The sequence below is a fragment of the Nonomuraea sp. NPDC048892 genome (genome assembly GCF_040649735.1).
GTDB classification, from domain to species: Bacteria; Actinomycetota; Actinomycetes; order Streptosporangiales; family Streptosporangiaceae; genus Nonomuraea; species Nonomuraea maheshkhaliensis.
Window position 1 is genome coordinate 486,796 of record NZ_JBEZFZ010000003.1, and the last position, 17,901, is coordinate 504,696.

Here is a 17,901-nt window from a genome sequence, read left to right on the forward strand (position 1 = left end):
CCTCCTTATGGTACGGCTTCGCGAGCGCGGCAAGCGGTACAGACTAGTGTTCGTTACAAAGGGGAAGGGAGATCGACATGGCGGAGGACAAGCCCGATATCGCCTGGCGTGTCGTGGGCGGCCTGGTGGGGCTGGTGACCGCTTGGGGGGCGCGGAAGATCCTCGCGTTCGCCTGGAAGAAGGCGACCGGCAAGGAGCCGCCCATCGACACGGAATCGCCCGAGGTCAGCATGGGCGAGGCGATCGGTTACGCCGTCGTCATGGGCGTGGGCATGTCGGTGGCGCAGATCGTGGTCAACCGGACCGCCAAGAAGCGCTACGACGCGTGGAAGGCTCTGCGGCAGGTGACTCCAGAGCAGTGAGAAACTCGCTCGCCCAGCGGTCCACGTCGTAGGTGGCGACCCGGCGGCGCATCGTGCGCATGCGCCGGGCCAGCTCGTGCGGCGTGGCCCCCATCGCCGTCAGCATCTGCCGCTTGACGTCCTCCACGTCGTACGGATTGACCAGGTAGGCCTGCCGCAGCTCGTCGGCGGCCCCGGTGAACTCGCTCAGCACCAGCCCGCCGTGCAGGTCGTGGTGGCAGGAGACGTACTCCTTGGCCACCAGGTTCATCCCGTCGCGCAGCGGCGTGACGACCATGACGTCGGCGGCGAGGTAGAGCGCGGCCAGTTCCTCGTGGTCGTAGGACTGGTGGAAGTACCACACCGGCTGGTAGCCGAGCTGGGCGTGCTCGCCGTTGATCCGGCCCACCTGCAGCTCGATGTCGTCGCGCAGCCGCCGGTATTCATCCACCCGCTCCCTGCTGGGCGTGGCGATCTGCACGAAGACGGCCTCGCCCGGACGCAGCCGCCCGTCGTTGAGCAGCTCGCCGAACGCCTCCAGCCGCTGCCCGATGCCCTTGGTGTAGTCGAGCCGGTCCACGCCGAGCAGCACGTGCTCGGGGTCGCCGAGCTCCATCCTGATCTCCTTGGCCCGCGCCACGATGTGCGGCTCGCGCACGAGGGAGTCGAGCTGCGCGAAGTCCACGGAGATCGGGAACGCCTGCGTGGTGACGATCCGGTCGTCGAGGAAGATCTCGTTCCCCTTGTACGGCAGCCCGAGCAGCCGTCGGCACAGCCGGCGGAAGTTGGAGGCGCCGCCGGGCAGCTGGAAGCCGACGAGGTCGGCGCCGAGCAGCCCTTCGACCAGCTCCTTGCGCCACGGCAGCCGCCAGAACAGCTCCGTCGGCGGGAACGGGATGTGCAGGAAGAACCCGATCCGCAGGTCGGGCCTGAGCCTGCGGAGCATGGCGGGCACGAGCTGGAGCTGGTAGTCCTGCACCCACACGACCGCGCCCTCGTCGGCCGCCTCCGCGGCGGCCTCGGCGAAGCGCTGGTTGACCATCCGGTAGGTGTCCCACATCTTCCTGTCGAACACCGGCGTGGCCACCACGTCGTGGTAGAGCGGCCACAGGGTGGCGTTGGAGAACCCCTCGTAGTAGAGCTCGACCTCACTGGCCGACAGCGGCACCGGGATGAGGCTCATGCCGTTCTGCTCGAACGGTTCGAGCTTCTCGTCGGGCGCTCCGTGCCAGCCGGCCCAGGCTCCGTGACGGCGCTGCATCACCGGGGCTATCGCGGTGACGAGTCCTCCGGGGCTCCTGCGCCACGAGGCCGTTCCGTCAGGCGCGAGCGTCCGGTCGACGGGCAACCGGTTCGCCACGATCAGAAACGAGCTACGGCCACTCACGCAGTCCTCCTCTTGGGGGTCACATGTCAGGAGAGCCGCCGATCGCGCGGCTCATGGCGGCCGCCACCGACTCAGGCCCCGCATGGGGGATGATCGCGGCGATATGGGAGTCGGGCCTGATGAGCCATGCCTCATCGGGCCCCGCGCCGAGCCTCTCAGCGAGCGAGCCTGTCCCATCCATCTCCGCGAGCCCGCGTACGGCGAGCGGCGCCCTCATGACCTTGCCCAGGACCTGCACAAACAAACTCGAATCGCACATATCACCCAATAGCACGAGAAATCCATCCCGTGTGAACTGCCGCAACCTCCCCCCGGGCACCATGACGTCGGGCAGGATCACGCCCGGCGCGGGCGGGCACAGCGCGCCCTTCGGTGGGCGGCCCAGGAACGGCCGCGACGGCTCCGGCGTGGTGAGCGGCGAGTCCGTGTACCAGAAGGGCTCGGCGAAGCGGCCGGAGTCGATCTCGGCCACCCGCCCGCCCTCCAGCGCGGCCCGCCGCCGCATGCGCTCCTCCACACTGGCCGGCGCGAGGAAGCGCATCGTGGCGGTCGTCACCTCCAGGTTCTCCAGCGCCGCCGCGTGCCGCTCCACGTGGTACGACTCCAGCAGTTCCTCCCCCGCCCACCCGTTGAGCACGAACGCCAGCTTCCAGGCCGCGTTCTCGGCGTCGGGCACGCCGGAGTTGAGCCCCCGCGCGCCGAACGGCGCCACCAGGTGGGCGCAGTCGCCCGCCAGGAGCACCCGGCCGACGCGCATCCGGGAGGCGACGCGCGAGTGGAAGCGGTAGGTGCTGTGCCACAGCAGCTCGTACGGGCGGTCCCCGACGATCTGCCGGATCTTGCGCGCGATGTCGGCGTCGGCCGGGATGAAGTCCGGCGCGATCTGCCAGTCGATCCGGTACGTACCGCCGGGGCACGGATGGATGAGCACCTGCCTGCCGGGGTTCCAGATCGGGTCGAAGTAGAAGCGCCGCTCGTTCTCCCAGCCCGGCAGCTCGGCCTTGATGTCGCAGATGAGGAACTGGTCCTCGTAGGTCTCCCCGGTGAAGGCGACCCCGAGCGCGCTCCTCAGTGCCTGCGCCCTGGCTCCGGCGCAGGCCAGCACGTAGGGGGCGCGCAGCACCCGCTGCCCGCAGCGCACGGTGACGCCTGAGGAGTCCTGGGTCAGGCCGGTGACCTCGTGGTCCCAGCGCACCTCGATGAGCGGCTGGGCGGCGATGGCCTCGTCGAGGATCTGCTCGGTGCGGGTCTGGGAGATGTTGACGCAGGCCGGCAGCGGCCCCTCGCGCTCGAACGTCCAGGAGAACAGCTCGCGGTCGCGGTAGTAGGTGCGGGCCGTGGTCCAGGCCAGCCCCTCCTCGGCCACCTTGCCCGCCCCGGCGGCGGCCCAGATGTCGAGCACGTCGCGCTGCTGGCAGATGGACTTCGAGCCGCCGCGCGCCCGCCCCGGCCGCTGGTCGAGCACCAGCACCTGGACACCCCAGCGGGCCAGCAGCAGCGCGGCACTCTGCCCGACCGGGCCCGCGCCGACGACGATGACCTGTGCCGCGTCGTTCATGTCTGCAGCTCGTCCCACACCTGCCGGTCGCGCTCCGCGGTCCAGATCCGCGGCCGCTCGACGCCGTGCAGTTCGTCCCACAGCCGGGAGACGTTGAACGGCAGGCAGTGCTCGAAGATCGGCCACTCGCCGTATCGGGGCTCCAGCGCCCGGTGGGTGCGCTCGAACGCCTCCTTCAGCGACCCGGAGGCGCGGCTCTCGTGCAGCATCACGGTGAGGAAGTCGCGCGTCTGCCCGATGGCCGCCGCCACGCCCTCCTCGCCCCTCGCCACCGCGCCCCTGCCGCCGACCAGCGTCTCGGCGCCGAACGAGGCCACCCGGTCGAGCGTCGAGGAGGCCCAGTCGCGGTGGAAGGCGTCGCCGGTGTAGAGGGCGGCCTGCGACTCGACCAGGTCGCCGGCGAACATGATCCGCTGCTGCGGCAGCCAGGCCACCAGGTCGCCCTCGGTGTGGCCGCGCCCGCAGTACTGCAGCACCAGGTCGCCGCGCCCGCCGCCGAGGTCGATGGTGAAGCGGTCGCTGAACGTGACCGTGGGCCAGGTCAGGCCGGGGATCGACTCCGGTTCCTTGAACAGGCGGGGCATCCTGGCGTACTCGCTGGCCCAGTCCTGCTCGCCGCGCTCGGCGATCAGCTCGCGGGTCTTCTCGTGCGTCACGATCACGTCGGCGTCGAACGCCGAGGCGCCGAGCACTCTGACCGCGTGATAGTGCGACAGCACCAGGTATCTGACCGGTTTGCCGGTGTGCTCGCGCAGCCTGGCCAGCCAGGCGCGGGCGGCCACCGGTGTGGCCAGCGCCTCGAAGCAGACGAGGAAGTCCTCGCCCTCGATCGCGCCCACGTTGGGGTCGCCCTCGGCCGTGAGCGCGTACACGCCTGGGGCGAGCACCTCCAGGGACTGCCTCTTCTCGCCGAGGTCCGCCGACGAGGCGAACGGCTTAGCCATCGCTTCTCCTCCCGCTCGGGCGTGACGCGGCCACGCGCGACCCGGACCAGGGTCAGCTCATGGGGAACGCGGTCACCACTCGTAGAACCCCTTCCCGCTCTTACGGCCCAGCTCACCGGCGGCGACCTTGTCCCGCAGCAGCGCCGGCGGCTCGAACCGGGGCCCCAGCCGGGCGTGCAGGTATTCGGCGATGGCCAGCCGCACGTCGAGACCGACCAGGTCGGTGAGCTTGAGCGGCCCCATCGGATGCCCGTAGCCGAGCGTCATGGCCGTGTCGATGTCTTCGGCCGAGGCCACGCCCTCCGCCATCATGCGAATGGCCTCCAGCCCGAGCAGCACGCCCAGCCGGCTGGTGGCGAACCCCGGCGAGTCGTTCACCACGACGCTCGTCTTACCGATGCCCGCCACGATGCCTCTGGCCCGCTCCAGGACCTCGCCGGACGTGGCCTTGGTGACGACGATCTCGACCAGGCGCTGCACCGGGACGGGGTTGAAGAAGTGCAGGCCGATCAGGCGTTCCGGGCGGTCGAGCACGGCGGCCAGCTCGGCGATGGACAGCGAGCTGGTGTTGGTGGCCAGCAGCGCGCCCTCCTGGACGGCCGCCTCGGCCTCGGCCAGCACCTCGGCCTTCAGCGCCGCGTCCTCGGGCACCGCCTCGACGACCAGGTCGGCGTCCGAGGGAACCGGGCCCATGGTGAGCCTGGCCAGCGCCTCGGCCTTGTCGACCGCGCCCTTGGACTCGGCGATGGCCAGCCCTTCGGCGATGCGCCACCTGGCGGCCTCGGCCTGCGGCTCCCGCACGGTGACGCGCTCGCCCGCGACCAGGAAGACCTGCGCGATCCCGGCGCCCATGCGCCCTCCGCCGATCACCGCCACCCTCATGGATTCACCCTCTTGACATGGAAGTCCCGCCGATGATTTGTTTACCGAACATTCGGTCAGTTGACAAGGGAGACCTTCCTTGGAGAGCGCGCGTCGCATGATGGACGCCGACACCGCCTCCGCCGCCCTGGGCATCGAGCTGACGGAGCTGGGCGAGGGCCGGGCGGTGTGCCGCATGCCGGTGACCGAGCGGATGATCAACGGCCATGGCCTCTGCCACGGCGGTTACGTGTTCCTGCTCGCCGACACGGCGTTCGCGTGCGCGTGCAACACCCGCGGCCCCGTCACGGTCGCGGCCGGGGCGGAGATCACGTTCGTCTCCCCCGCGCACGCGGGCGACGTGCTGGTGGCCGAGGCGGCCGAGCGCACCCGTTTCGGCCGCAGCGGCATCTACGACATCACCGTGCGCCGACCAGACGGTCACGTGGTCGCGGAGTTCCGCGGCCGGAGCCGGGAGCTGAAGTGAGACTTGGCGATCCCCCCGCACCCCACGAGCTCGACCCGATCGAGCGGGTGTCCCGCGACGAGTTGCAGGCGCTCCAGCTCGAACGGCTGCGGCACACCCTCGACCACGCCTACCGCAATGTCCCGCTTTATCGGGACAAGTTCGATCAGGCAGGGGTGCACCCGAACGACTGCAAAGAGCTCGGCGACCTGGCGAAGTTCCCGTTCACCACGAAACAGGACCTGCGCGACAGCTACCCGTTCGGCATGTTCGCCGTCCCCCGCGAGCGGGTCGCCAGGGTGCACGCCTCCAGCGGCACCACCGGCCGGCCGACCGTGGTCGGCTACACCCGGCACGACCTCGACGTCTGGGCGGAGGCCATGGCCCGCTCGATCCGCGCCTCCGGTGGGCGGCCCGGCGACATCGTGCACATCGCCTACGGCTACGGCCTGTTCACCGGCGGGCTGGGCGCCCACTACGGGGCCGAACGGCTGGGCTGCACGGTGGTGCCCGTCTCCGGCGGCATGACGCAGCGGCAGGTGCTGCTGATCGAGGATTTCCGGCCCGACATCGTGATGATGACGCCGTCGTACATGCTGGCGCTGCTGGACGAGTTCGCCGCCAGGGGCCTGGACCCGCGGGCCTCCTCGCCGCGCATCGGCATCTTCGGCGCCGAACCGTGGACCGAGCGGATGCGCCTGGAGATCGAGGACCGCTTCGATCTGCACGCCGTCGACATCTACGGCCTGTCGGAGGTGATGGGTCCCGGCGTGGCGAACGAGTGCGTCGAGAGCAAGGACGGCCTGCACGTCTGGGAGGACCACTTCTACCCCGAGACCGTCGACCCGCTCACCGGCGAGCCGGCCGAGGAGGGCGAGCTGGTCTTCACCAGCCTGACCAAGGAGGCCATGCCGGTCATCCGCTACCGTACGCGCGACCTGACCCGGCTGCTGCCCGGCACCGCCAGGCCGGCCTTCCGGCGGATGGAGAAGGTCACCGGGCGTACCGACGACATGATCATCCTGCGCGGCGTGAACGTGTTCCCGACCCAGATCGAGGAGGTCGTGCTGGGCGTCGCGGGCCTGTCGCCGCACTTCCAGCTGCACCTCACCCGCCCCGGGCGGCTCGACGTGATGACGGTCAGGGTCGAGGCGCGCCCCGGGCTCGGCGACGGGCGGGACGAGGCGGGCGAACGGCTGCGCCAGGCGGTCAAGGACACCGTCGGGGTGAGCGTCGAGGTCGAGGTGGTAGACCCCGAGACGCTGGAACGGTCGGTCGGCAAGCTCAGACGAGTCATCGACAAGCGGGATACTTAGGCACATGGCCACTCCGACCCCCACCCGGCCGCGCAGGCGGGGCCATGACCCCGAGTCCGTGCTGGCCACCGCCGTGGGCGTGTTCAACGAGCGCGGCTACGACGGCACCAGCATGGAAGACCTGGCCAGGGCGCTGGGGGTGACCAAGTCGGCCATCTACTACCACGTGCCGGGCAAGGAGCAGCTGCTGTCACGTGCGCTCGACCGGGCGCTCGACGGGCTGTTCGAGATGGTGGCCGACGAGCGCGCCTGCTCGGGGGCGGCGATCGAGCGCCTGGAGTGGGTGGTGCGCCAGAGCGTGCGCCTGCTCATCGACCGGCTGCCGTACGTGACGCTGCTGCTGCGGGTGCGCGGCAACAGCGGGACGGAGCAGGCGGCGCTGGCGCGGCGGCGGGAGTTCGACCGGTTCATCAGCGGCCTGGTCACGGAGGCGGCGGTGGAGGGCAGCATCAGGGCGGACGTCGATCCCGGGCTGGTGACGCGGCTGTTGTTCGGCAGCGTCAACTCGATCACCGAGTGGTATCAGCCGGCGCGTGGCGCCTCGGCGGACGATCTGGCCGACGCGCTGCTCAAGATGACCTTCGGCGGCCTGCGCGTCGATCCGGCCGCTTAGCCGGCCGTTCAGGCGGCTGCTCAGGCGTGGGGGCGCTCAGGCGTCGGGCCGGGCGTTCAGGCGTGGGCCGTTCAGGCGTCGAGCTGGTCGCGGGCCGGTGCGGAGCCGACCGCGCCGGGCACGCCGCCCGGGGGCAGCTTCACGCGCAGGTCGGCACGGATGGCCTCGCCCAGTTTCTTCGTGGCCATGCGGTTGAGCGCGCCGCCGGCGACCGCGCCGGTCAGAAAGGGCCCGAAGGTGGTCAGGTGACGGCCCAGCGTGCGCATGAGCCGGTTGCGCAGGGCGGTCTTGGTGGCGGCGCCGAGCGCCAGGGTGACGGACGCGGGGGCCAGCGGGTCGATGCCGCGCTGTTTCGCCCAGGCGGCCGTGAACGCGATCGCGCGCTGGGTGCCGGTGCCCTGGACGCGTACGCCGTAGACCTCGTGCAGCTCGGCCAGCAGCTTGACCTCGATGGCGGCGACGACGATGGTCTCGGCGACGAGCTGGGCGGGGGCGGAGAGCAGGAGGGGTGGCGCGGCGAACTCTGCCGCTGCCAGTGCTCCGCCGATGGCGCCGACCGTCATCGTGGCCTTCTGGGCGGTGCGCACCAGGTCGTCGGCGAGTTCCTCGCCGGTCAGGCCGTGATGATGCTCGGCGAGGGTGTGCAGGTCCCGGATGGGGATGCGCGGCGCGATGTTGAGGAAGACGTCCGCCAGCCAGCGGCCACGGCCCGCGCCGGTCTCCCGGGCCTTCCTGGCCCCGGTGGACAGCGCCCGGGCTAGTCGGCCGAGCAGCCTGCGCCGCTCGGCCGGTTCGAGCTCACCTGGCGCGGTGAGCCTGCCTACGAGCTCGCCGACCTCGTTATCGGGGTCGGCGACCTCACTGCCTGGTTGACGGTCTTTCTCTGGTACGGCCACGCGATGCCTCCATGTCTCGGTCGCGATCGCTCAGGGACGAACCGATACCGGTCCTCGCCATCTCCCCGAGACCGCTCGCTCCAGATGATCAGGCGGCGCACTCCCGGCAGACCTGCTGACCGTTCCTCTCGGAGGCCAGTTGGCTACGGTGATGCACCAGGAAGCAGCGTGAGCAGGTGAACTCGTCGGCCTGACGGGGGATCACCCGCAGGGACAGCTCCTCGTTGGACAGATCGGCGCCGGGCAGTTCGAGCGACTCGGCGAGATCGGTCTCGTCGATGTCGATACTGCCGGACGACTTGTCCGTGCGCCGCGCCTGAAGTTCCTGGAGGCTGTCCTCCCCCAGGTCGTCATCTGTCTTGCGCGGGCTGTCGTAGTCGGTAGCCATTGTGCTTACTCCATCCCCCTCAGCTATATGTCTTCGCGCTCATCGCGCGTCTTCTAACGTCCGGGAAGCCCATCTTGTGCCCGTTCCGTCGGGGAGATTTCCCATCGGTACCCCGCGGAAACGAACAACGAACCTCCCAACACGTCAGGGCCTGCTGCCGACGGCAATGGTTAGCCAAATATGGCGAAACCCACAGCCTTGGCGTCATGCACCACCGTGTTCGACGGCACATCCAACCACATGTGCGGCGCGAATGAGACGCCCCCCGTGCCTCAACACGCGCATCAACATGCGGACGAACGCGCCGGAACGCCACGGGTGTCAGCGCCTCGGCAGTCTGATGGTCACGACAAGTCCTCCACCATCGCGTGGCACGGCGGTCACATTTCCGCCGTGCGCCTGTACCACCGCACGGACGATGGACAGCCCGAGCCCCGATCCCTTGGCCGATTCCACGCGGTCGGCGTGGAGCCTCCTGAAGGGCTCGAACAGGCTGTTCACCTCGTACGCCGGGACGTGCTGCCCCGTGTTGGCCACCTGAACAACCAAGGCACCGTCCGCCATTCCCGTCCGGATCCATACTTTTCCGTTTTCGGGAACGTTGTACTTGACCGCGTTCTCCAGCAGGTTGCTCACGGAGCGCTCCAGGAGCACGGGATCGCCCACGGTAGGCGCGCTGACCAGTTCGGTGGTGATGGTTACGCCGTGCTCCTCGGCGAAGGGAGTGACCTGTTCCACGGCCGTCTGCGCGACTTCCTGAACGTCGAGCGGTTTACGCACCGCGAGTTCGCGTTCGCTCCTGGCGAGCAGCAGCAGCCCTTCGATGAGCTTCTCGTTTCGCGCGTTGACTTCGAGCAGGGTACGCCCGAGCGCTTTCAGGTCCGCGGACGCCTCGGGATCGGACAGTGCGATCTCCAGGACCGTCCTGTTGATGGTCAGCGGCGTACGCAACTCATGAGAGGCGTTGGCCACGAACCTGCGCTGGGTGTCGAAGGCGACGTTGAGCCGGGCGAGCATGGCGTCGAAGGTGTCGGCCAGCTCCTTCAGCTCGTCGCTCGGGCCCTCCAGGGCGATGCGCTGGTGGGCGAGCGTGCTCTCCGACAGCTTCTTGGCGGTGGCGGTCATCTGCGCGACGGGCTTGAGCGCCCGGTCGGCCACGAAGTAGCCGATGATGAGCGCCAGGATCCCCACGCCCACCAGCGCGAAGGGTGCGCTGCTGAGCAGTCCGTCACGGGCGTTGGCGATGGCCAGTTCCTGGAACTTGCGCCAGCTTCGCTGCAACTGCTCGTTCTCGTACGTAGGGCCCAGCCCGAGATCGATGTCCGGCCAGGCCGTGCTGATGGCCGTGCCGACGATGGCGTAGACCGAGATGAGCAGCATCGCCCCGGCCCCGAACACGAGCGCGCCGTAGGTGATCGTCAGCCGCCACCGGATGCTGACCTTGGCGGGGAGCTCCTTCACACGTTCCATGGTGGAGCGCTGAACGGGCTGGCGCGCCGGCGGAGGGGGGCCGTCCCACGCGGGCGGCCCCGTCGGCGGCGGCGCCTCCTGCACCCGCGTCGCCTTCCGCGCCGAATGCGGGCTGATCATGGGGTGCGTCGGCCCCGCCTCGCGTTCTGGCCTTTCAGTCACAACTTGTACCCAACCCCGGGCACGGTCTCGATCACCTGAGGCTCGCCCAGCTTCTTCCGCAGCGTCATCATGGTCACGCGGACCACGTTGGTGAAGGGATCGATGTTCTCGTCCCATGCCTTGTCCAGCAGGTCCTCCTGGCTGACGACGGCGCCCTCGGCCCGCATCAGCTCTTCGAGCACCGCGAACTCCTTCTTCGTCAGCACGACCTCCTTGCCGTCGCGCTCCACCAGCCGCTTGCCCGGGTCGAGCCGGATGCCGGCGCGTTCGAGCACGGGCGGCAGGGCGGGGGCGGAGCGGCGGCCGAGCGCGCGGACCCGGGCGACCAGCTCGACGAAGACGAACGGCTTGGCGAGGTAGTCGTCGGCCCCGAGGCCGAGCCCCTCCACCTTGTCGTCCACGTCGCCGGACGCGGTCAGCATGAGGATCCGCGAGGCCGTTCGCTGCTCGACCAGCCGCCGGCACACCTCGTCGCCGTGGACGACGGGCAGGTCGCGGTCGAGCACGATGACGTCGTAGTCGATGTAGGAGGTCCGTTCGAGCGCGCCGCCGCCGTCGTAGGCGACGTCGACCGCCATCGCCTCGCGCCGCAGCCCCGTCGCGATCGCGTCGGCGAGCACCCGCTCATCCTCAACCACCAGCACTCGCACGCCTGGCACACCTCTTTCCCGAATTCTGGGCCCTCATTGTGCCCACCACCTCGATAAGCGCACGGTAAGGCATGTTCAGGGCGGGGTGACCCCCCGGAGATGCGGAGCGAGGCGAATTTCATGTTTCGGAGGGCGACGAGCCGGGGTATGCCTGCGGGACACCCATTGCCCAGTCTTCATCCGGCAATGGGGTAACTTCGCCCCCCACACGGATCGAACCCCCAGAGAGTAGGTGAGATGGGCGAGTTCACGACCACGATCGAACACCGCCTCGACCAGGCTTACAAGGGCCTTCGGGAGGCCCGCAGCGTCGGCGACGACTACCTCGCCGACACCCTCACCGCCGAGATCGAGGACCTGCGACGGCTGGCCGACGATCACGGCATCCCGTTGCCCCGCTAGCTGAACGCGAAACGGCCGGAGCCAGGCTCCGGCCGTTTCGCCCATGACACCTTCGCCTGAGGACGTCAGGCGTCGCGTTCGGGGTTGAGCCCGGCCAGCAGGTCGTGCAGCTCCTCGAACAGTCCTGGAGCCGCGCACAGCGCGTAGTCGGGGCTGACCGGCCTGCCGTACAGCCCGCCCAGCCTGGCGCCCGACTCGGTGGCCACCAGCCCGGCCGCCGAGAAGTCCCACTGGTTGACCCCGCGCTCGTAGTAGGCGTCCACCCGGCCCGCCGCCAGCGAGCACATGTCGATGGCGCACGAGCCGCCGCGCCGGATGTCGCGTACGCGCGGCACGACCTGCGCCACCACCTCGCCCTGGACGGCCCGCCGCTCCTTGAAGTAGCCGAACCCGGTGGCGACCAGGGCCTGCGAAAGCGGCACGCCCGTGTTGCAGCGCAGCCGCTCCGGCCCGAGCCAGGCGCCCTCGCCGAGCGCGGCGGTGAAGACCTCGCCGCGCGCCGGCACGTTGACGACGCCCGCCACGATCCGGCCGTCGACCTCCACGGCGATCGACACGGCCCAGTCGGGCAGGCCGTAGAGGAAGTTGACCGTGCCGTCGATCGGGTCGACGATCCAGCGCACGTCGGACTCGCCGGGCGCCTCGCCACCTTCCTCGCCGAGGATCCGGTCGCCGGGCCTGGCCGACAGGATGCGGTCGCGGATCAGCTCCTCCGACGCCTTGTCCAGCGTGGTGACGACGTCGGTGGGGCTGGACTTGGTCTCGATCTCGGCCGACATGGTCGGCCGCTTGGCCAGGATCATCTCCCCCGCCTCGCGGGCGATCTCCTCGGCCAGTCTCAGGAAGTCCGTCATCACGCCACCGAGTCCGGACGCTTCCACTCCTGGCCGAGCACATGCTGGGCGAGGAAGGCGAGCACGGTCTCATACCAGGCGACGGCGTTGCCCGGCTTGAGGATCCAGTGGTTCTCGTCGGGGAAGTAGAGGAACTTCGAGTCCACCTCCGTACGGCGCAGGTCCCACCACAACCGCAGGGCCTCGCCGATCGGCACCCGGTAGTCCTTGTCGCCGTGGATGACGAGCAGCGGGGTGGTGATCTTGTCGAGCGAGAGGTGCGGCGACAGCAGCTGGTAGCGCTCGCCGCCGGGGACGCCGAACTCGCGCTGCCAGTACATGGCCGCGTCGGTGGTGCCGGCGAACTGGTCGAGGTGCCACAGCGAGGCGTGGGTGACGATGGCCTGGTAGCGGTCGGTGTGGCCGGCGAGCCAGTTGGCCATGTAGCCGCCGAACGAGCCGCCGAGCGCGGCGACGCGCTCTCTGTCGATGTCGTCCCTGGCCAGGGCCACGTCCACGATCGCGTCGAGGTCGGCCTGGGTGCGCGGGCCCCAGTTGCCCCAGCCGCGGTCGATCATCTCCTGGCCGTAGCCGGTGGACAGGCAGGGGTCGGGCAGCAGGACGGCGTACCCGTGCTGGGCCATGATCCACGCCTGCCAGCGCCACTGCCAGTCGTTCCAGGAGGCCACCGGGCCGCCGTGGATGAACAGCAGGAACGGCGCCGGGTCGGCGGCGGAGGCCCCCTCGGGCAGGACGAGCCAGCCCCGAATGGTGGCGCCGTCGTCGGCGGTGGCGGAGATCTCGGTCAGCGTGCCGGGCACCTCGGGGCGCGGCGCGGGCGTCGGCAGGTCGGCGATGTCGCCGGTGGCGGCGTCGATCCTGGCCGGCCCGGGCGCGAGGTTGACGGCGCTGCGCAGGGCGTAGACGAAGCGACCGTCGGGGGACGGGCTGAGCCCGAGGTAGGCGGCGTCGTCCTGGGTCAGCCTGACCGTTTCCCCATCGAGGAGAACACGGAAGATCGGGCGACGGCCCTGGTGGTCGGCCACGAGGTAGACGGCGGAGCTGTCGGGAGCCCACTCGACGTCCATCGGGAACAGGTCGGGCGCGTACGCGCGGCCCTCGCCGGTGGCGAGATCGGCGATCCACAGCTCACTGCGCGCCGAGACGTCGTATCCGGTGTGCCGCTCGCGGGAGCAGGCGATCCTGGTCCCGTCGGGAGAGACCGCCATCGGGCCGTTGAAGTCGTGGGCCTCGTCGGTCAGCAGCACGCGCCGCTCGCCACTGGCCACGTCGATGGCCACCAGGTCGGTGCGCCACTGGCCGTCCGGCAGGAACTCGCGCCAGGTGGTGATCACGGTGGCGCCGTCGGGGGTCAGCTCGAACCCGCCCTCGCGCAGCGCCTCGCCCGCGTCGGGGGTCAGGTCGCGTACGTCCTCCAGGCGGTCCGCGCCGAGCCTGGCCGCGAACAGCCGGGGCCGGCCTGGCCCGAGGTCGTGGTCCCAGTAACGGACGGGGTAGCCCTCGTGCAGGATGGCGCTGATCCCGGCGTCCTTGCGGGCCTTGCGCTTGTCCTGCTCGGCCGCCTCCTCGCCGTCGAGCACGTCGGAGGAGAACACGACCACGTCGCCGGCCGTGCGCACGGCGCCGATGCCGCCGGGCCTGGCGGCCACCTGGCGGGCCTCACCGCCCGCACGGGGCAGCAGCCACAACGACGGCACCTCGTCAGTGGAGTCCTTGACGGTCACGTCGGGCCGCGCGGAGGTGAACAGCACGTCCCCGGCCGCGGTGAAGACGGCGGCGGACTCACCCTTGGCCGAGCGCGTCAGCCGGTACGGCTCGCCGTCCACGGGAATGGCCCAGAGCGCGGTGCCGAACGACTTGCCGTCAGGGTTGAGGGACTGGACGGTGGAGACGAGTCTGGAGCCGTCGGGCGATAGCCGCAGCGACAGAACCCGGGGGATGGCCACATAGTCACGTATGTCGTTGAATGCGCTCACTCGATCGAACCTACCTCGCGGCGGAGACCGGAGACACTCCCACATAGGGTTGTCACGTGGGAATTTACGACGCCTTGCTGGTCCTGTCGTTCGGCGGTCCCGAGGGGCCCGACGACGTGATGCCGTTCCTGGAGAACGTCGTGCGCGGGCGGGGCGTGCCCCGCGAACGGCTGCTCGAAGTGGCCGAGCACTACCAGAGCTTCGGCGGGGTCAGCCCGATCAACGAGCAGAACCGCGCGCTGGTCGAGGCGTTGCGCCCGGTCGCCGGGATGCCGGTCTACTGGGGCAACCGCAACTGGCACCCGTTCGGCGAGGACACCGTACGTCAGATGCGGGCGGACGGCGTGCGGAAGGCCGCCGTGTTCGCCACCTCCGCGTTCGCCGGCTACTCCAGCTGCAGGCAGTACTACGAGGACATCGACCGCATCTCCGTCGAAGGCGGCCCTGAGCTGGTCAAACTGCGCCACTACGGCGAGCACCCCGGGTTCGTGGCCGCGATGGCCGACCGCACCCGCGCGGCGCTCGACCGGCTCGGCCGCGACGACGCGCGGCTCGTCTTCACCGCCCACAGCATCCCCGTCTCGATGGCCGAGACGGCCGGGCCGTCCGGCGGACTGTACGAGGCGCAGCTGCGCAGGAGCGCCGAGCTGGTCAGCCGGGCACTCGGCCGCGACCAGCCATGGGACCTGGTGTGGCAGTCGCGCAGCGGCCCGCCGCAGGTGCCGTGGCTGGAGCCGGACGTGTGCGACCATCTGCGCAAGATCGACGCCGGGTCCGTGGTGCTGGTGCCGATCGGGTTCGTCTCCGACCACATGGAGGTCGTCTACGACCTCGACACCGAGGCGAAGGCGGTGGCGGCGGAGCTGGGCCTGCCGATGGAGCGCGCCGCGACGGCGGGCACCCATCCGCGCTTCGTCCAGATGGTGCGCGAGCTGCTGGAGGAGCCGGAGCCGGCGCCGTGCCCGCTCACCTGCTGCCCGCCTCCCCGCCGCCGGCCCCAGGCATAGCGGCGCGTCCGCTCAGGCGTAGGTGCGGGCGCTCAGGCGTGGTGCGGCGCTCAGGCGTAGGTGCGGGCGTACGCCTCGGCGATGCCCATGACCTTGTTCACGTAGTCCCACGAGTGGTTGTAGAACCAGATCGCCTTGCGCAGCCGCTCGCCGCCCTGGCCGGCCTTGTTCGCGCACAGGTAGTTGGCGGCGCCGGGCACGGCGTCGTACGGGCTCCAGATGTCCTTCTTGCCGTCCCCGTCGCCGTCGACGCCGTAGTGCTTCCAGGTGGCGGGCATGAACTGCATCGGCCCGAGAGCGCCCGCGCTCGAAGGGCCGTTGTTGCGCCCGTGGCTGCTCTCCACCTGCCCGATCGCGGCCAGCACCGTCCAGGACAGGCCGGGGCAGCGGGTGGCCGAGGCCTTGTAGAGCTCCAGGTAGCTGCCGGGGCGGCCGACGGTGACCTGCTGCGGCTGGCCCTGGGCGGGCTGGTCCTGGGCGGGCTGCTGCTGGGTAGGCTGGCGCTGCTTGGCGGTGCGGGCGGAGGCGTCCAGCATGACGATCTGGGCGCTCTTGCCGAGCAGCCGGCGTACGCCCGACTCGCGGATCTTGCCCGCCTTGCCGTGCAGCAGCACCGCCACCCCCTGTGCGAACCCCAGCCGCCTGCCCAGATCGGCGCTCACGAGCCCGTCCACGCCGTGCAGCCCGAGCGGGGCCGAGGCCGCGACGCGCAGCCGGGGCCCGCCGTCCACCTGGTACACGGCGCCGAGGATCATGCCGAACTTGCGCATCGCGGCCGCGTCGGTCACGAGCTCGCCCCTGGCCAGCGCCTGCCACACCGCGGGCTGGTCGGCGACGGGCTGCGGCGTCCATGAGCGGAAGTCCGCCGGGTCCACCGCCAGCAGGTTGATCGAGGTGCCCGACACCTTGACCGCGCCCGCGTCCACCACGGTCGCCTTGCGCACGCTCGCGAGCTCGCCGAGGCGGAACCTGGTCTGCTTGGGCACGGTGCCGGGGGCGATGGCCAGCACGCGCGGCGGCGTCGCGGTGACCTTGGTGCCCGCCCGCGCGAGGTCTCTGACCGGGTCCTTTACTGGTGCCGCGGTGGGGACGAGCTGGTCGAGGCGGGGCGCGGGTGACTGACTCGGGCTCGGCTTCCCGCGTACGGGCGGCTCCTGCGTGCTGCCGACCGTGCTGCCGACCACGTCGTCGCTCACGAGCACGACGACCCCGCCGGCCGCCACCGTGGCGGCGAGCACCGCGATGACCATGAGCATGACCGCACGGAACGAGGGAAGACCCGACACCCGGGACACGTTAACTCACCCCACCAGAAACCGACTTGCCATCCGGACATACGGTGCGCAATGGTTAGCTGCTTTTTAGTAAGGGGGAAACAGCGTGGTCGGGCCTTACCGGGGGTTGTTCGACAGGCCCGGCGTCAAAGCGTTCGTGCTGGCCGGGTTCATCGGCCGGATGCCGATGTCGATGCTCGGCATCGGCATCATCCTGCTGATCTCCACCCTGACCGGCTCCTACGCCACCGCCGGGGCGGTCGCCGCCACCACCAACGTGGCCTTCGCCATCGCCGCGCCGCTGTCGGGCCGGCTCGTGGACAGATTCGGGCAGGGGCGGGTGATCCCGCCGTTCGCGGTCGTCAACGCGGTCGCGCTGGCGGCCATGATGGGCTTCGCCGGGTGGGGGCTGCCCGACTGGACGTTCTACGCCAGCGGGCTCGTCGTGGGCGCGACCTCGCTGTCGATCGGCTCGATGGTGCGGGCCCGCTGGTCGGTCATCTACGGCGGCTCCGGCCGGCTGCACACCGCGTTCGCGTTCGAGTCGGTGGCCGACGAGGTCGTCTTCGTCACCGGGCCCGCGCTGGTCACGGTGCTGGCGACCAGCGTGAACCCGTACGCGGGGCTGATCGTGGCGCTGCTGTGCATGCTGGCCGGCAGCCTGGCGCTGGCGACGCAGCGAGACACCCAGCCGCCCGTGCAGGAGATCAGGTCGTCGGCGGGCTCGCCCATCCTGATCCCCGGCATCGCCCTGCTGGCCTGCGTCTCCCTGGCGCTGGGCGCGATCTTCGGGTCGGTCGACCTGATCACGGTGGCCTTCGCCGACGAGCACGGCGTGAAGGGGGTCTCCGGGTTCCTGCTGGCCGCCTTCGCGGGCGGGTCGATGGTGTCGGGGCTCTGGTTCGGCTCGCGGAACTGGCGGATCCCGCTGCGCAAGCGGTTCGTCAGGGCGCTCGGACTGTTCGTGGTGGGGCTGGTGCCGATCATGTTCATCGGCAGCCCGTGGATCATGGCGGGGGCGCTGTTCCTGGCCGGGTTCGCCATCTCCCCGACGCTCATCACGGTCTTCTCGATCACCGAGCGGATGGTGCCGCAGTCGCTGCTCACCGAGGGCATGGCCTGGATCTCGACCGCGATCGGGTTCGGGGTGGCGCTGGGCTCGTGGGCGGGCGGGGCTCTCACCGAGTCGTACGGCGCCTCAAGCGCGTACGTCTTCTCCGTCTGCGCCGCCGCCCTGGCCGTGGCGGTCGGGATCGGAGGTTCGGGTTTGCTGAGACTTCCCGAGGCTCCTTCACCGTCGCAGACGTGATCCGCTACCGTCGGGACATCCCTCGCA

18 protein-coding genes are annotated in these 17,901 nt (G+C 70.4%); 7 read left to right on the forward strand and 11 right to left on the reverse strand.

Annotated features, from left to right (window positions below; all coding sequences use genetic code 11):
* Positions 1–77 precede the first annotated feature (77 nt).
* The gene (locus AB0C28_RS11935) at positions 78–362 is read left to right on the forward strand and encodes a DUF4235 domain-containing protein (protein ID WP_346101217.1); all 285 of its coding nucleotides are present in this window, start codon (positions 78–80) and stop codon (positions 360–362) included.
* Here AB0C28_RS11935 and AB0C28_RS11940 read toward each other — a convergent pair.
* The 4 genes from AB0C28_RS11940 to AB0C28_RS11955 form a co-directional block, all read right to left on the reverse strand.
* A complete protein-coding gene (locus AB0C28_RS11940; protein WP_357844073.1) occupies positions 295–1,728 on the reverse strand; it encodes a trehalose-6-phosphate synthase in 1,434 nt (477 codons plus the stop codon). The genes AB0C28_RS11935 and AB0C28_RS11940 overlap by 68 nt on opposite strands.
* 19 nt (positions 1,729–1,747) lie before the next feature.
* Positions 1,748–3,286: an FAD-dependent monooxygenase gene (locus tag AB0C28_RS11945; RefSeq protein ID WP_358073926.1), complete on the reverse strand. Its 1,539-nt coding sequence runs from the start codon at positions 3,284–3,286 to the stop codon at positions 1,748–1,750.
* Positions 3,283–4,230: an MBL fold metallo-hydrolase gene (locus AB0C28_RS11950; RefSeq protein WP_357844067.1), complete on the reverse strand. Its 948-nt coding sequence runs from the start codon at positions 4,228–4,230 to the stop codon at positions 3,283–3,285. The genes AB0C28_RS11945 and AB0C28_RS11950 overlap by 4 nt, the downstream gene beginning before the upstream one ends.
* 72 nt (positions 4,231–4,302) lie before the next feature.
* Positions 4,303–5,112, reverse strand: a complete 810-nt coding sequence (locus AB0C28_RS11955; protein WP_358073929.1) for a 3-hydroxyacyl-CoA dehydrogenase family protein — start codon at positions 5,110–5,112, stop codon at positions 4,303–4,305.
* Positions 5,113–5,209: 97 nt separating this feature from the next.
* Between AB0C28_RS11955 and paaI the strand changes: the two genes are divergently transcribed.
* From paaI to AB0C28_RS11970, 3 genes are read left to right on the forward strand one after another with little or no spacing between them, the layout of a single operon-like run.
* Complete coding sequence (paaI, locus tag AB0C28_RS11960; RefSeq protein WP_346101301.1) at positions 5,210–5,578, forward strand: hydroxyphenylacetyl-CoA thioesterase PaaI; 369 nt, start codon at positions 5,210–5,212, stop codon at positions 5,576–5,578.
* Positions 5,575–6,873: a phenylacetate--CoA ligase PaaK gene (gene paaK, locus AB0C28_RS11965; protein ID WP_358073932.1), complete on the forward strand. Its 1,299-nt coding sequence runs from the start codon at positions 5,575–5,577 to the stop codon at positions 6,871–6,873. Before paaI ends, paaK begins: the two co-directional genes overlap by 4 nt.
* A gap of 4 nt (positions 6,874–6,877) precedes the next feature.
* Positions 6,878–7,486 (forward strand): TetR/AcrR family transcriptional regulator, encoded by a 609-nt coding sequence (locus tag AB0C28_RS11970; protein ID WP_357844058.1) that lies wholly within the window; start codon positions 6,878–6,880, stop codon positions 7,484–7,486.
* 71 nt (positions 7,487–7,557) lie between these two features.
* Here the strand turns inward: AB0C28_RS11970 and AB0C28_RS11975 are convergent, their stop codons facing one another.
* The 4 genes from AB0C28_RS11975 to AB0C28_RS11990 all read right to left on the reverse strand — a co-directional run bounded on the left by AB0C28_RS11975 (position 7,558) and on the right by AB0C28_RS11990 (position 11,052).
* Positions 7,558–8,382 carry a hypothetical protein gene (locus AB0C28_RS11975; RefSeq protein WP_357844055.1) on the reverse strand — a complete coding sequence of 275 codons (825 nt, stop codon included), beginning with the start codon at positions 8,380–8,382 and terminating at the stop codon, positions 7,558–7,560.
* An 88-nt stretch (positions 8,383–8,470) separates the two neighbouring features.
* Positions 8,471–8,770, reverse strand: a complete 300-nt coding sequence (locus AB0C28_RS11980; protein ID WP_090929286.1) for a DUF4193 domain-containing protein — start codon at positions 8,768–8,770, stop codon at positions 8,471–8,473.
* Between the two features lie 321 nt (positions 8,771–9,091).
* Positions 9,092–10,240 carry a HAMP domain-containing sensor histidine kinase gene (locus AB0C28_RS11985; protein WP_357844051.1) on the reverse strand — a complete coding sequence of 383 codons (1,149 nt, stop codon included), beginning with the start codon at positions 10,238–10,240 and terminating at the stop codon, positions 9,092–9,094.
* A gap of 158 nt (positions 10,241–10,398) precedes the next feature.
* The gene (locus tag AB0C28_RS11990; protein ID WP_346101226.1) at positions 10,399–11,052 is read right to left on the reverse strand and encodes a response regulator transcription factor; all 654 of its coding nucleotides are present in this window, start codon (positions 11,050–11,052) and stop codon (positions 10,399–10,401) included.
* Positions 11,053–11,289: 237 nt separating this feature from the next.
* On the opposite strand from AB0C28_RS11990, the gene AB0C28_RS11995 reads away from it, so the two are divergent.
* A complete protein-coding gene (locus AB0C28_RS11995) occupies positions 11,290–11,454 on the forward strand; it encodes a hypothetical protein (RefSeq protein WP_165974805.1) in 165 nt (54 codons plus the stop codon).
* Positions 11,455–11,519: 65 nt separating this feature from the next.
* Here AB0C28_RS11995 and AB0C28_RS12000 read toward each other — a convergent pair whose 3' ends face one another.
* Positions 11,520–12,308: an inositol monophosphatase family protein gene (locus AB0C28_RS12000; protein ID WP_358073935.1), complete on the reverse strand. Its 789-nt coding sequence runs from the start codon at positions 12,306–12,308 to the stop codon at positions 11,520–11,522.
* The gene (locus AB0C28_RS12005; protein ID WP_358073937.1) at positions 12,308–14,284 is read right to left on the reverse strand and encodes a S9 family peptidase; all 1,977 of its coding nucleotides are present in this window, start codon (positions 14,282–14,284) and stop codon (positions 12,308–12,310) included. Before AB0C28_RS12005 ends, AB0C28_RS12000 begins: the two co-directional genes overlap by 1 nt.
* Before the next feature lie 56 nt (positions 14,285–14,340).
* On the opposite strand from AB0C28_RS12005, the gene AB0C28_RS12010 reads away from it, so the two are divergent.
* Positions 14,341–15,291 carry a ferrochelatase gene (locus AB0C28_RS12010; protein ID WP_357844040.1) on the forward strand — a complete coding sequence of 317 codons (951 nt, stop codon included), beginning with the start codon at positions 14,341–14,343 and terminating at the stop codon, positions 15,289–15,291.
* Between the two features lie 50 nt (positions 15,292–15,341).
* Here AB0C28_RS12010 and AB0C28_RS12015 read toward each other — a convergent pair whose 3' ends face one another.
* Positions 15,342–16,577: a lytic transglycosylase domain-containing protein gene (locus AB0C28_RS12015; protein WP_358073940.1), complete on the reverse strand. Its 1,236-nt coding sequence runs from the start codon at positions 16,575–16,577 to the stop codon at positions 15,342–15,344.
* A gap of 94 nt (positions 16,578–16,671) precedes the next feature.
* Between AB0C28_RS12015 and AB0C28_RS12020 the strand changes: the two genes are divergently transcribed.
* Entirely contained in the window at positions 16,672–17,874 is a 1,203-nt protein-coding gene (locus AB0C28_RS12020; RefSeq protein ID WP_357844034.1) for an MFS transporter, read from the forward strand.
* Positions 17,875–17,901: the final 27 nt, after the last annotated feature.